Genomic DNA, 13,061 nt, shown 5'->3' with positions numbered 1-13,061 from the left:
GGCGACAAACGGTTCCGCGCGGACTATAGACGCGCCGTTCAACCTTCTCCACGGAGTCGAAGATGCGCGTCGGCGTGCCCAAGGAAATCAAGAATCACGAATATCGCGTCGGTCTCACCCCGCCTTCGGTGGCGGAGCTGACGGCAGCGGGCCATGAAGTCATCGTCGAAACGAAGGCCGGTGGCGGCATCGACTTCGACGATGAGGACTATATCGACGCCGGCGCGCGGATCGTGCCCGACGCGGCCTCGGTTTTCCGCGATTCCGATATGATCGTGAAAGTGAAGGAACCGCAGGCCGGAGAGATCGCCATGCTGGAGGCGCGGCACCTGCTCTTCACCTACCTGCACCTCGCGCCCGATCCCGAGCAGGCCAGGGGACTGATGAAATCCGGGGCGACCTGCATCGCCTATGAGACGGTGACGGCCCATGACCGCTCGCTGCCGCTTCTCAAGCCGATGAGCGAGGTCGCGGGCCGGATGTCGGTCCAGGTCGGCGCCCATTATCTCGAAAAGGAGCAAGGCGGCCGCGGCGTTCTCCTCGGCGGCGTTCCCGGTGTCGCGCCGGCCAAGGTGGCGATCCTTGGCGGCGGCGTCTCCGGCGTCAACGCCGCCCAGATGGCGGTCGGCATGCGTGCCGACGTCACCATCTACGACATCTCGAACGCCCGCCTTGCCGAGCTCGACATGGTTTTCGGCAGCCAGATCAAGACGGCCTATGCCTCGAAGGCGGCGATCGCGGCGGCGGTGTCGAACGCGCATCTCGTCATAGGCGCCGTGCTGGTGCCGGGCGCCGCTGCGCCCAAGCTGGTCACCCGCGATATGCTGAAGACGATGAAGCGCGGCTCGGTGCTGGTCGATATCGCGATCGACCAGGGCGGTTGCTTCGAGACGTCGCGAGCGACGACCCACGAGGATCCGGTCTTCGAGATAGATGGCGTCATCCATTATTGCGTCGCCAACATGCCCGGCGCGGTCGCCCGCACCTCCGCCTTCGCGCTCAACAACGCGACCCTGCCCTTCGTGCTGAAGCTGGCGAACAACGGCGCGGAAGCCGCGATGAAAGCCGACCCGCATCTCGCCAATGGCCTCAATGTGATGGCCGGCAAGATTCGGCATCAGGCCGTAGCCGAAGCACTCGGCGAGGAATTTGTCGCCTTCTGACTAACCTCCCCTCCCGCTTGCGGGAGGGGATTGAGGGGAGGGCCTGTCGCCAATGGTTGGTCCACAACCCCTCCCCCAGCCCCTCCCGCTCGCGGGAGGGGAACCTAGCGCACCATCCCCATCGCCTTGGCCTGCTCCAGCATCATCAGCCGCTCCTCGATCATCGGCCGCCAGGACACGCCCGGCGGCGCGGTGACGAGGATGTCGCGCCAGATCGCCTCGGCCTCGTCGAACTTGCCGCCCTGGGCCAGCGCCAGGCCGTAGAAGAATTTGGGCCCCGGATGATCCGGCGCGATGGCGGCGGCGCGCTGGAAGGCGAGCTCGGCAGCCGGTGTCATCAGACCGTCGGCATGGATGACGAGGGCGTTGCCGAGCCCCACCCACAGGTCGGCATTGTTCGGGTGCTCGCGAAGCGCCGCGTTGATAACGCCGGCTCCGTCCAGAGTGTTTCCCCTCCGATGATAGCTGTCGGCGATGGTCAGCCAGCGGCCGGCGGTGTCGAACTCGCCGAGCATGTCGCCACGCACCTCGGCGAAGGCGGTGTCGGGCAGCTTCTCGCGGGCCGGCGGCGGCACCGGCTTGCCTTCAAGCCCCGGCCGGCCCTGCCAGGCATAGCCGGCGCAGGCAATGAGCAAGGCCGCGCCGAGGAATTGCAGCGCGCCCTTGTCGAAGCGCCCCAGACGCCACAGCGCCAGGAACACCAGCGCCGCCAGCGCGAGGATCAGCAACCAACCCATCAGCCTTTCTTCCTCCGAAAGCGCCCGCGCGCCAGCCAGGCGCCGGCGGCGAGCAGCAAGATGGGTGCAGCCCAGAGCGGCCATGTCACCGGCTCGAGGGGCGGATCGTAGCTCACCCAATTGCCGTAGCGGTCGATCAGCCAGTCGCGGATCGCCTCGGGTTCCTCGCCGGCGGCGATGCGCTGGCGGACGAGCGCCCGCATGTCGCCGGCCATCTCCGCGTCGCTGTCGGCGATCGACTGGCCCTGGCAGACAAGGCAGCGCAACGTCTCCATCAACCCCAGCGCCGCCGCCTCCCGCTCCGGATCGGGGAGCTGTGTGTAGGCATATTCGGCGGGCGGGAGAAGCGAGTCGGCGAGGGCGGGAGATGTCCCGAGAAGGAGAGCAAGCAGCAAACCGTTCGCCCCGAGCGAAGTCGAGGGGCGCCATCGAGCGGAGCCGAGATGTTCATTGCCTCGCCTGCGCTCGGCAGGATGTCTCGACTTCGCTCGACACGAACGGATGAGAGGGAAGATGATCACTTCACCGCCTCGTAAGCCGCGACGATGTCCGGCACGTCCGGCGCGTTGATCGGGCCGAAATGATAATAGCGGATCACCCCCTCGCCATCGACGATGAACGTCTCGGGCACGCCCGAGGCGCCCAGCGCCATCTGCGCCCGGCTGTTGGCGTCCGATCCGATGCGGCGGTAGGGATCGCCCCAGCGCCGGAGGAACTCCGCGACATCCTCCGGTCGGTCGCGCACCGCTACCGCGTCGATGGGGACGCCCCGCTGGGCGATCGCCTCCAGTTGCGGCGCCTCGGCGATGCACGGTACGCACCAGCTCGCGAAGATGTTGATGACCCTCGCCTCGCCCTTGCCATATTCCGCGCTGTCGAGTCCTGGCCGCCCGGGCAGCATCGCCGGCAAGACGAAATCGGGAACGGGCTTTCCGACCATCTTCGACCGGATCGTCCGATCCGACGGGCTGTAGAGCCCGATGCCGACGATCGCCAGGAAGAGGACGAAGACGGCGAGCGGCGCCCACAGGATATATCGCTTCACGCCCACGCCTCCTGGGGCTTCGCCTTCCGCTCGCGCCGCAGCCGGCCGAGCAGCGACAGCAGGCCGCCGAGCGCGATCAGGACGCCCCCGAGCCAGATCAGGGTCACGAACGGCTTCCACCACAGCCGCAGCTGCCAGCGCCCCCGCATGTCTCCCTTGCCGAGCACCGTATAGAGTTGTCCGCCGAGCCGCGTCGCGATGGCGGCTTCGCTCGTCTCGGTCGGCGGCGAGGTGAACATCCGCGCCTGCGGTTCGAGGACGAACGGCTCGCCGTCGCCGCGCCGGGCGGTGAGCTTCGCTTGGATCGCCGTCCAATTCGGCCCGGCGATCGGCTCCACCGCATCAAAGCGGACGGACCAGGGCCCGACGGTCACCGTGTCGCCGACGCGGGCGGCGACGAGCGTCTCCTTGGTGAAGGCGGTCTCCGACGCCATGCCGGCGAGGCTGACGGCGATGCCGAGATGGGCGATCACCATCCCCCATGTGAAGAGCGGCGTGCGGCGCAGGTTGCGTTTCCAGAGCGGGGCCAGGCTCGCCGCCGCCGTGCCCGCCGCGAGGACGAGACCCAGCAACGGGAAAATGCCGATGCCCGGCGCGAACAGGATGAGCGCGAACAGCGCCAGCGCCGAGATCAGCACCGGCACGGCGATTCGATTCAGCACTTCGCGCGCCTTGTCCCGCCGCCATTTGATGAGCGGCCCCGCGGCCATGACCGCGACCAGCACCAGTGCGATTGGCCCGGCGGCGCTGTTGAAATAAGGCGGCCCGACCGACAATTGCTCGCCCGTCACCGCCTCCACTCCCAACGGATAAAGCGTGCCGACCAGCACGATGCCGAGGATGGCGGAGAGCAAAAGGTTGTTGGCGACCAGCGCGCCTTCGCGGCTCACCGGCTCGAACGTGGCGCCCTCGCGCACCGTGCCGACGCGAAGCCCGAACAAAGTGAGTGCGCCGCCGATATACAAAGTGAGCAGGATCAGGATGAAGAAGCCCCGTTCGGGATCGACGGCGAAGGCGTGGACGCTGGTGAGGATGCCCGAGCGGACGAGGAAAGTGCCGACCATCGACATCGAGAAAGCGACCACCGCCAGCATCACCGTCCAGGCGCGCAGGGCATCGCGGGTGGCGAGCACCGTGACCGAATGGAGCAACGCCGTCGCCGCCAACCACGGCATGAGCGAGGCGTTCTCGACCGGATCCCAGAACCACCAGCCGCCCCAGCCCAGTTCGTAATAAGCCCAGTAGCTGCCCGCCACGATGCCGAGGGTGAGAAAAATCCAGGCGGCGAGTATCCACGGCCGCATCGCCCTGGCGAAGGCCGCGCCGACGTCGCGGGTGAGGAGCGCGCCGACCGCGAAGGAGAAAGCGATCGAGATGCCGACATAGCCGAAATAAAGCGTCGGCGGATGGAAGGCGAGGCCCGGATCCTGGAGCAGGGGGTTGAGCCCCTGCCCCTGCATTGGCGCCGGGTTCAGCCGCTCGAACGGATTGGAGGCGAACAGGAGGAAGGCGTAGAAGCCCAGTCCGATCGCCGCCTGCGCCGCCAGCGTCGCGATCAAGGTCCGCTGGGGCAGCTTGCGTTCGAACAGGGCCACCGCGCCGCCGGCGATGCCGAGCACGGCGACCCACAGCAGCATCGAGCCCTCATGATTCCCCCACGTCCCCGCGAACTTGTAGAGCCACGGCTTGGCCGCGTGGCTGTTCGCCGCGACCAGCGCCACGGACAGATCGGTGCGCAGGAAAAGCAGGATGAGGCAGAGGAAGGAAATCGCGACCAGCACCGCCTGTGCGACCGCGATGGGGCGCACGGTAGAAAGCAAGCTGTCACCGGCCTCCCCCTCCGTTCGGGCTGAGCTTGTCGAAGCCCTGTCCTTGTTTTCAGCGGTGGGAGAAGAGGACAGCCCTTCGACGGGCTCAGGGCGAGCGGTTTGGTTGAGAGTGCCGAAGCGTAATCCCAACGCTCCCAAGCAAAGCTGGAGCAGCGAAAGCGCCGCCGCGATCCACAAGGCGGCCAGGCCCGCTTCCGCGATCATTCCAGCGTCTCGGTCTTGTGCCTGGCGCCGGCCAGCTCGGGCGGCATGTAATTCTCGTCATGCTTGGCGAGGATCTCGCTGGCGACGAACACGCCGCTCGGCAGGAACCGGCCCTCGGCCACGACCCCGCTATTTTCCTGGAACAGGTTCGGCACGATGCCGGTGAAGCGCACCGGGATGACCGCGTCCGTCTCGTCGCCGACGATGAAGTCGATCGTCACGCCGTCCGCCGCGCGCTGAATCGAACCGTCCTTGACCATGCCGCCGATTCGCACCGCCTGGTCGAGCGGCACGCCTTTGCGGGCGACATCGGCGGGTGCGTAGAAATAAGCGGCCTGGTCCTTCAGCGCCGACATGCCGAGCAGCACCGCCGCCAGCACCGCGGCGATGGCAAGGATCAGCAGGGTCAGCCGCTGGTTCTTGGCCTTCATCGCTCGCGCCTCAGCGCGTTGGCGTCCGCTTCCGCCCGGCGCATCGCGGCGAAGCTCCACAGCGTCACGCCCAGCGCGCCGAGGATCGTCAGCGCATAGGCCGCGATGATGAAGGGCCAGTGGCTCACGCGCTCATCCTCCTCAAGCGCGCCTCGACCTTTTGCCGGGCGAGAATGGCGCGCATCCGCATCAGCACGATCGCTCCGAACAGCAGCGAGAAGCCTAGCGCGGAGGCCAGCAGCGGCCACAGCATCGAACCGTCGATGGTGGAGGAACCCCGGACGAAGCTGATGCTCTGCCCCTGGTGCAAGGTGTTCCACCACAGAACCGAATAATGGATGATCGGAATGTTGATCGCCCCCAACAGGCCGAAAATGGCGGCGATCCGTCCCTCCCCGCCACGCTCCCGATCGGCGTCGGCCAAAGCGATATAGCCGACGTAGAGGAAGAGGAGGACGAGCATCGACGTCATCCGCCCGTCCCATTCCCAATAGGTGCCCCAGGTCGGGCGCCCCCAAAGCGACCCGGTGACGAGACAGACGGCGGTGAACAAAGCTCCGGGCACGGCGATGGCGCGGGCCGCGACATTGGCCAGCGGATGCCGCCAGACGAGCTGCATCAGGCTGGCGACCGCGATCCCCGTCCACCCGCCCATGCCGAGCCAGGCGGCCGGTACATGGACATACATGATGCGTACGCTCTCACCCTGCAGATAATCGGGCGGCGCGACGAACAGGCCGATGCCAAGCCCAAAAGCGATCAGCGCCGCCCCGCCCCAGCCGAGCCAGGGTGTCAGCGGACGGGCAACTTTCAGGAAACGTGCCGGATTCGCGTAGATATGCATTTGCCGCTCGGTGTTTAGCGAAGGCGGAGCGTTGCGGGAAGCATTAGCGTGGCACCCGCGGCAAATCAGAGGCAAGCTCGAACCAAATCGTCATTCCAGCGAAAGCTGGAATCTCTCTTCCTGAAGAAAATGAGATTCCAGCTTTCGCTGGAATGACGGCGATAGCGGCGGCGCGCGCCTTGCCCTTCCCTCCTCCCCGCCGCACAACCGCCTGCATGTCCGCCGCCCCTCCCGAACAAAACCGCCTGCTCGGTATAGGCTTGCGCCTCGGCGCGACCACCTGTTTCGGCTTCATGGCTGCCGCGATCAAGCTCGGCTATGAGGCCGGAATCAGCACCCCGGAGCTGGTCTTCTACCGCTTCGCATTCGGCCTTCCGCCCCTCCTCGCCTGGATCATCTGGTCGGGCAATTACGGCGCCTGGCGCACCGATCGGCCGCTCGCCCATGTCGCGCGCGGCGCGATCGGCCTCACCACCATGGCGCTCGCCTTCACGGCCTTGAGCTATTTGCCGCTAGCCGAGGCGACCACGATCGGCTTCGCGGCGCCGCTCTTCGCGGTGATCCTCTCGGCGCTGGTTCTCAAGGAGCATGTCGGCCGGCATCGCTGGAGCGCGGTCGCCATCGGTTTCATCGGGGTGCTGATCGTGATGCGGCCGCAGGGCAGCGACCTTCCGGCGATCGGCCTCGCCATCGCCGCGCTCTCCGCTCTGGGAGTCGCCTGCGTCACCATCACCATCCGCCAGATCGGAAGGACGGAATCGACCCAGACCACCGTACTCTGGTTCACCGGCCTGTCGATGCTGGCGACGGGGGCGCTGATGCCTTTCTTCGCGGAATGGCACGAGCCACGCATCTGGGCGATCCTGCTCGCGCTCGGCTTTTTCGGCGGCGTGGCCCAGCTCCTCCTTACCGCCGCGCTCCGCTTCGCGCCGGTGCCGGTGATCGTTCCGTTCGATTATGCGCAGCTCATCTGGGCGGTGCTGCTCGGCTGGCTGATCTGGGAGACGCAGCCGCCCGCCACGACCTGGCTTGGCGCGGCAGTGATCATCGCCAGCGGGCTCTACACCCTCTACCGCGAGCACAAGCTGGGAAGGGAGAAACCCCGGGCGGAGGCGCTGTAGCTGCTCTCCTCATTGCGATCGAAGCGCGGCAATCCAACGCACGTACTGGATTTCTTCGCTACGCTCGCAATGACGAACGGTGCATCACCCCCGCCCGATCAGCCTTTGCGCCATGGCGTCGGCGACCTCGGCCGGATTGCGGCCGGTCGACTCGCTCTCCTCCCAGATCGCATCGAGCCGGCCCGGTATCTTCTCGATCCGCGCTTTGACGCCGGCCTCGTCGGCGTCTCCCAGATGCTCGGACGAGACGTTGATGATGCCGCCGGCGTTGATGACGTAATCGGGCGCGTAGAGGATGCCGCGCGCGGCGATCCGGTCGCCGTCCTGCGGCGTCGCGAGCTGGTTGTTGGCCGCGCCGGCGACGACCGGCACCCGGAGCGCGGCGATGCTCTGCTCGGTCAGGATCGCGCCCAGCGCGCAGGGACTGAGCACGTCCGCTTCGAGCGTGAGGATGTCGCGCGGATCGACGACGGCGCCGCCGACTTCCGCGGCGAGCTTCTGCGCCCGGGCCGCGTCGATATCGGCGATGCTGAGACGCGCGCCTTCGGCGGCCGCATGACGGGCCAGGCCGCCGGCGACACTGCCGGCGCCCTGGATGGCGATGTGGAGGCCTGCAAGACTGTCCTTGCCGAGCGCGCGGCGGGCGGCCGCCTTAACGCCGAGGAAGATGCCGTAGGCGGTGTGCGGCCCGGGATCGCCGCCCACTTCGCCTTCCGCGGCGGGAAGGCCGGCGACGTGCCGAGTGTGCTTCGACACGATGACGAGATCGGCAACGCCGATGCCGACATCCTCGGCCGTGATGTAGGCGCCGCCCAGGCGGTCGACCGCGCGTCCGTAAGCGACGAGCATCGCCTCTGTCTTGGTGCGGTCCTTATCGGCCAGGATCACCGCCTTGCCGCCGCCCAGCGGCAGGCCGGCCATGGCGTTCTTGTAGCTCATACCGCGCGACAGGCGGAGCGCGTCGGCGACAGCGTCGCCGCCTTGCTCATAATGCCAGAAGCGCGTGCCGCCCGCGCCCGGCCCGAGATGGGTCGAATGGACCGCGATGATCGCCCTCAGGCCCGATTCCCGATCGGTGACGAAATGTACGACCTCGTGGTCGTCGAAATCGGGGTAATCCCAAGGCGACTGCATGGCTTTGTCCTGGCGAAGATGGTCTAAGAATAGTGGGGCGACCGACGGGGGTTGAACCCGCGACCTCTGGTACCACAAACCAGCGCTCTAACCAGCTGAGCTACGATCGCCACATGGTGCAATGATGCGCCGCGCACATAGGGGCGCAGCCGGTGGCAGGTCAAGGAGACTGTGCGGCCCGCCCATGGTGGCAATGCGGATTGGAAGCCCCATATCGCCCACATGGTTCCCTTTTCCGTGCTCGATCTTGCTCCCATCGTCGAAGGCGGCGATGCCGCCCTCGCCTTCCGCAACTCGCTCGACCTTGCGCGGCACGCCGAGCGCTGGGGCTATCGCCGCTTCTGGATGGCCGAACATCATTCCATGCCCGGCGTGGCGAGCGCCGCGACGGCGGTCGCGCTCGGCCATATCGCGGCCGGCACGTCCACCATCCGGGTGGGCGCCGGCGGCGTCATGCTGCCGAACCACGCGCCTTTGGTGATCGCCGAGCAGTTCGGAACCCTCGAATCGCTATTTCCCGGTCGCATCGACCTCGGCCTTGGCCGCGCGCCGGGCACCGACCAGGCCGCCGCCCAGGCGCTGCGCCGCAACCTTGTTTCCGACGCAAACCAGTTCCCGCGCGACGTCGTCGAGCTGATGGATTATCTCCAGCCGTCGGAGCCGGGCCAGCGCGTCCGCGCCATTCCCGGCGAACGGCTCGACATCCCGATCTGGATATTGGGCTCGAGCCTGTTCGGCGCCCAGCTCGCGGCGATGCTCGGGCTTCCCTACGCCTTCGCCTCCCACTTCGCGCCGCAGCAGATGATGGAGGCGATCCACGTCTACCGCACGACCTTCCAGCCGTCCGACCGGCTTGAGCAGCCCTATGTAATGCTCGGCTTCAACGCCTTCGCGGCACAGACGGACGAGGAAGGCGAATATCTCGCAACGTCGATGCAGCAGACCTTCGTCAACCTTCGGAGCGGTCAGCCCACGGCGCTCCAGCCCCCTGTCGAGGGCTATAAACAGTCGCTCCCGCCCGCCCAGCGCGCGATGCTCGACCAGCTCCTCTCCTGCTCCGCGATCGGCTCGCCGGACACCGTCGCTGCCGCGATCCATGATTTCGTCACCCGCACCGGCGCCGACGAACTGATGATCACGTCACAGATTTTCGATCACGACGCGCGGCTGCGCTCCTACGAGATCGTCTCTGACGTGGAGCGTGGTGGGCGCGGCAAGGATTGAACTTGCGACCCCACCCGTGTGAAGGGTGTGCTCTACCACTGAGCTACGCGCCCACGCTCGCGACCCGCCTGTGGTATGGCGGCTGGGAAAAGGGCAGCCCGTGAAAGTCCGACCTTCACCGACACCCGGGAACGGACGCCTGGGCGCCGTTCGGACGGTCCCATAAGGTCCCGCCCGGAGCCTGTCCAGCGGGACATGGGACCGGCGCGCCTCCCGCCGCCGGTCCCCCAAACGAATTACGGGTTCACCGAATCCTTCAGGCCCTTGCCGGCCTTGAATTTGGGCTGGGTCGATTCCTTGATCTGCATCGGCTCGCCGGTGCGCGGGTTGCGGCCCGTCGACGCCTTGCGCTTCGAGCAGGAGAAGGTGCCGAAGCCGACCAGGCGCACTTCGTCGCCCTTCTTGAGCGCATTGGTGATCGCGTCGAAAACCCCCTCGACCGCCTTGCTCGCATCGCTCCTGCCGAGACCGGTCGTTTCCGCGACCGAGCCGATTAGCTCCTGTTTGTTCATGCTGTCCGAACCCCTGTTACAATGGAATCGCGGCTGACGCCGAGACTTCACCTTCCGACAGGTTGGCGTCGCGAGTCAAAGGGGAAAGCGCGATTTTCCGAGGATAGTCGCGCTTTCGGACTCGTTTTCCGTTGCCGCGGAGCAACAATTCAGTGGCGGCTCGCGACCCCCGCCGCGTCGTCCGGCGCCGCCGCCAGCTCGGTCGGCGGCACCGCGGCGAGCTCGTCCGCCTCGGTCCATTCGATGGGCACGATGGGGGTGACGAGCGCCCGCGCCAGCACCTCGTCGACATGGCTGACCGGCACGATCTCCAGCCCGGCGGTGATGTTGGCCGGTATCTCGACCAGATCCTTCTCGTTCTCCGCCGGGATCAGCACCGTTTTGATGCCGCCGCGCAGCGCCGCCAGCAATTTCTCCTTGAGGCCGCCGATCGGCAGCACTCGGCCGCGCAGGGTCACCTCCCCGGTCATTGCGACGTCGCGCCGCACCGGTATGGCCGTCAGCGTCGAGATGATCGCCGTGACCATGCCGACGCCCGCCGAGGGACCGTCCTTGGGCACCGCGCCTTCGGGGAGATGGACGTGGATATCCTTGCGCGCGATCAGGCTCGGTTTGACGCCGTAACTGGGGCTTCGCGCCCTGACGAACGAAAAGGCGGCCTGGACCGATTCCTTCATCACGTCGCCCAGCTTGCCGGTCGTCCGGATCTGGCCCTTGCCGGGCACGGTGACCGCCTCGATGGTGAGCAGCTCGCCGCCGACCTCGGTCCAGGCGAGGCCGGTGACGGCGCCGATCTGGTCCTCCTCCTCGCCGATGCCGTGGCGGAACTTCCGCACCCCGGAAAAATCGGCGACATTCTCCGCCGTGAGCTCGAACTTCTCCGTCTTGCCCTCGAGGATGCGGCGCAGCGCCTTGCGCGCCACCTTGGCGATCTCCCGCTCCAGCGTCCGCACCCCCGCCTCGCGAGTATAATGGCGGATGAGCGCGCGGAGGCCCTCGTCGGTGAAGACCATCTCGCCGTCCTTGAGGCCGTGCGATTCGATCTGCTTGGGGATGAGGTGGCGGGTCGCGATCTCGACCTTCTCATCCTCGGTATAGCCTTCCAGCCGGATGATCTCCATCCGGTCGAGCAAAGGCTGCGGCATGTTCATGCTGTTCGCCGTCGTGACGAACATCACGTCCGACAGGTCGTAGTCGATCTCCAGATAATGGTCCTGGAACTTCGAATTCTGCTCGGGATCCAGCACCTCCAGCAATGCCGAGGCGGGATCGCCGCGGAAATCCTGGCCGAGCTTGTCGATCTCGTCGAGGAGGAACAACGGGTTGGACGTGCCGGCCTTCTTGAGGTTCGACACGATCTTGCCGGGCAGCGAGCCGATATAGGTTCGGCGGTGGCCGCGAATCTCGGCCTCGTCGCGCACCCCGCCCAGCGACTGGCGCACGAACTCGCGCCCCGTCGCCTTGGCGATCGAGCGGCCGAGCGAGGTCTTGCCGACGCCGGGAGGACCGACGAGGCACAGGATCGGGCCCTTCAATTTGTTGGTCCGCGCCTGGACGGCGAGATATTCGACGATCCGGTCCTTGACCTTCTCCAACCCATAATGGTCCTCGTCGAGGATCGTCTGCGCCGCGACGATGTCCTTCTGGACCTTGGAGCGCTTTCCCCAGGGCAGGCCGAGAAGCACGTCGAGATAGTTGCGGCTGACGGTCGCCTCGGCCGACATCGGCGCCATCGCCTTCAGTTTCTTGAGCTCCTGCGTCGCCTTGGTCCGCGCTTCCTTGGACAGCTTGGTCTTGGCGACCTTGCGGGTCAGCTCGGCAAGCTCGTCACCCTCGCCTTCCTCGCCATCGCCCAATTCGCGCTGGATCGCCTTCAGCTGCTCGTTGAGATAATATTCGCGCTGGGTCTTCTCCATCTGGCGCTTGACGCGGCTCCTGATCTTCTTCTCGACCTGGAGCACGCCCAGTTCGCCCTCCATGAAGGCAAACGCCATTTCGAGCCGGCGCACGGGATTGAGCTCGGCCAGCAGGGCCTGCTTGTCCGAGACCTTGATGTTGATGTTCGCCGCGACCGCGTCCGAAAGCTTCGACGCTTCCTCGATTTGCCCGAGCTGCACCGCCGTCTCGGCGGGCAGCTTCTTGTTCAGCTTCGCATAATTCTCGAATTGTTCGGTCACCGACCGCATCAGCGCCGACACGTCGGCGCCGGTCGGCTCCTCGGTCTCGATCGGCTCGACCTGGGCGACGAGATGCGTCCCTTCCTCGTCGAGCGCGGTCAGCGACGCCCGCCGCTGGCCTTCGACGAGCACGCGCACGGTGCCGTCGGGGAGCTTGAGCAGCTGGAGCACCGTGGCGACGACGCCCAGATCGTACAGAGCGTCCCGGTCGGGATCGTCCTCGGCCGGATCGAGCTGCGAGACGAGGAAGATCGACTTGTCCGCCGCCATCGCGCTCTCGAGCGCCGCCACGGACTTGTCGCGGCCGACGAACAAAGGAACGATCATCTGCGGAAACACAACGATGTCGCGCAGCGGAAGAACGGGATAGGATTCGGTCACTTGAAACTCCACGCACGCGCGGGCTTGGGCGCGCCTAGACTATATGGGCGCCGCCTTTGCGTGCGCAATGGCTTTGGCGCCCGCTCCGCGGCGCGTTGGCGATCCCACCCCTTTGGGACTCGATCTATGCATAGCCTAGCCCAGAAGAATCCGCCCCTTCGCCCTCCCGGTTGCGGTTTTCTACATCACGCATGACTTGTGAATCGTCACCCCGAACTTGACGGGGTCCACCTCTGGCCGAGCGTGCCGGGTTGATGAA

At 66.6% G+C, this 13,061-nt stretch carries 13 protein-coding genes and 2 tRNA genes; 3 read left to right on the top strand and 12 right to left on the bottom strand.

The window, feature by feature from the left end; genetic code table 11:
- Positions 1-62: 62 nt before the first annotated feature.
- On the top strand, positions 63-1,163 hold the full coding sequence (gene ald, locus ACFQRC_RS00830) for an alanine dehydrogenase (RefSeq protein WP_379956759.1): 1,101 nt from the start codon (positions 63-65) through the stop codon (positions 1,161-1,163).
- A 104-nt stretch (positions 1,164-1,267) separates the two neighbouring features.
- Here the strand turns inward: ald and ACFQRC_RS00825 are convergent, their stop codons facing one another.
- The 7 genes from ACFQRC_RS00825 to ACFQRC_RS00795 form a co-directional block, all read right to left on the bottom strand.
- Entirely contained in the window at positions 1,268-1,900 is a 633-nt protein-coding gene (locus ACFQRC_RS00825) for a tetratricopeptide repeat protein (RefSeq protein ID WP_379956757.1), read from the bottom strand.
- Entirely contained in the window at positions 1,900-2,295 is a 396-nt protein-coding gene (locus tag ACFQRC_RS00820; RefSeq protein WP_379956755.1) for a cytochrome c-type biogenesis protein CcmH, read from the bottom strand. The genes ACFQRC_RS00825 and ACFQRC_RS00820 overlap by 1 nt, the downstream gene beginning before the upstream one ends.
- A gap of 122 nt (positions 2,296-2,417) precedes the next feature.
- A complete protein-coding gene (locus ACFQRC_RS00815; protein ID WP_379956753.1) occupies positions 2,418-2,945 on the bottom strand; it encodes a redoxin family protein in 528 nt (175 codons plus the stop codon).
- A complete protein-coding gene (locus tag ACFQRC_RS00810) occupies positions 2,942-4,765 on the bottom strand; it encodes a heme lyase CcmF/NrfE family subunit (protein ID WP_379956751.1) in 1,824 nt (607 codons plus the stop codon). Before ACFQRC_RS00810 ends, ACFQRC_RS00815 begins: the two co-directional genes overlap by 4 nt.
- A 209-nt stretch (positions 4,766-4,974) precedes the next feature.
- Complete coding sequence (gene ccmE / locus ACFQRC_RS00805; protein WP_379956749.1) at positions 4,975-5,409, bottom strand: cytochrome c maturation protein CcmE; 435 nt, start codon at positions 5,407-5,409, stop codon at positions 4,975-4,977.
- Positions 5,406-5,537 carry a heme exporter protein CcmD gene (gene ccmD / locus ACFQRC_RS00800; RefSeq protein ID WP_379956747.1) on the bottom strand — a complete coding sequence of 44 codons (132 nt, stop codon included), beginning with the start codon at positions 5,535-5,537 and terminating at the stop codon, positions 5,406-5,408. The genes ccmE and ccmD overlap by 4 nt, the downstream gene beginning before the upstream one ends.
- Complete coding sequence (locus ACFQRC_RS00795) at positions 5,534-6,253, bottom strand: heme ABC transporter permease (RefSeq protein WP_379956745.1); 720 nt, start codon at positions 6,251-6,253, stop codon at positions 5,534-5,536. The genes ccmD and ACFQRC_RS00795 overlap by 4 nt, the downstream gene beginning before the upstream one ends.
- Before the next feature lie 152 nt (positions 6,254-6,405).
- Between ACFQRC_RS00795 and ACFQRC_RS00790 the strand changes: the two genes are divergently transcribed.
- Positions 6,406-7,374: a DMT family transporter gene (locus tag ACFQRC_RS00790; protein ID WP_379956743.1), complete on the top strand. Its 969-nt coding sequence runs from the start codon at positions 6,406-6,408 to the stop codon at positions 7,372-7,374.
- 84 nt (positions 7,375-7,458) lie between these two features.
- On the opposite strand, the gene ACFQRC_RS00785 is transcribed toward ACFQRC_RS00790, so the two are convergent.
- Together ACFQRC_RS00785 and ACFQRC_RS00780 are read right to left on the bottom strand one after the other, a co-directional pair.
- Positions 7,459-8,508: a Glu/Leu/Phe/Val dehydrogenase gene (locus ACFQRC_RS00785; RefSeq protein WP_379956741.1), complete on the bottom strand. Its 1,050-nt coding sequence runs from the start codon at positions 8,506-8,508 to the stop codon at positions 7,459-7,461.
- A 33-nt stretch (positions 8,509-8,541) separates the two neighbouring features.
- Positions 8,542-8,618, bottom strand: a tRNA-His gene (locus tag ACFQRC_RS00780).
- 112 nt (positions 8,619-8,730) lie between these two features.
- Here ACFQRC_RS00780 and ACFQRC_RS00775 point away from each other — a divergent pair.
- Positions 8,731-9,732 carry an LLM class flavin-dependent oxidoreductase gene (locus ACFQRC_RS00775; protein WP_379960369.1) on the top strand — a complete coding sequence of 334 codons (1,002 nt, stop codon included), beginning with the start codon at positions 8,731-8,733 and terminating at the stop codon, positions 9,730-9,732.
- On the opposite strand, the gene ACFQRC_RS00770 is transcribed toward ACFQRC_RS00775, so the two are convergent.
- From ACFQRC_RS00770 to lon, 3 genes are all read right to left on the bottom strand, one after another.
- Positions 9,711-9,785, bottom strand: a tRNA-Val gene (locus tag ACFQRC_RS00770). The genes ACFQRC_RS00775 and ACFQRC_RS00770 overlap by 22 nt on opposite strands.
- 183 nt (positions 9,786-9,968) lie before the next feature.
- Positions 9,969-10,244 carry an HU family DNA-binding protein gene (locus ACFQRC_RS00765; RefSeq protein ID WP_379956739.1) on the bottom strand — a complete coding sequence of 92 codons (276 nt, stop codon included), beginning with the start codon at positions 10,242-10,244 and terminating at the stop codon, positions 9,969-9,971.
- Between the two features lie 149 nt (positions 10,245-10,393).
- Complete coding sequence (gene lon / locus ACFQRC_RS00760; protein ID WP_379956737.1) at positions 10,394-12,802, bottom strand: endopeptidase La; 2,409 nt, start codon at positions 12,800-12,802, stop codon at positions 10,394-10,396.
- Positions 12,803-13,061: the final 259 nt, after the last annotated feature.

It is taken from the genome of Enterovirga sp. GCM10030262, from assembly GCF_042666435.1.
Classification (GTDB): domain Bacteria; phylum Pseudomonadota; class Alphaproteobacteria; order Sphingomonadales; family Sphingomonadaceae; genus Allosphingosinicella.
Note: the sequence above shows the minus strand (reverse complement) of the source record. Positions and strands in the feature narration are given on the sequence as shown.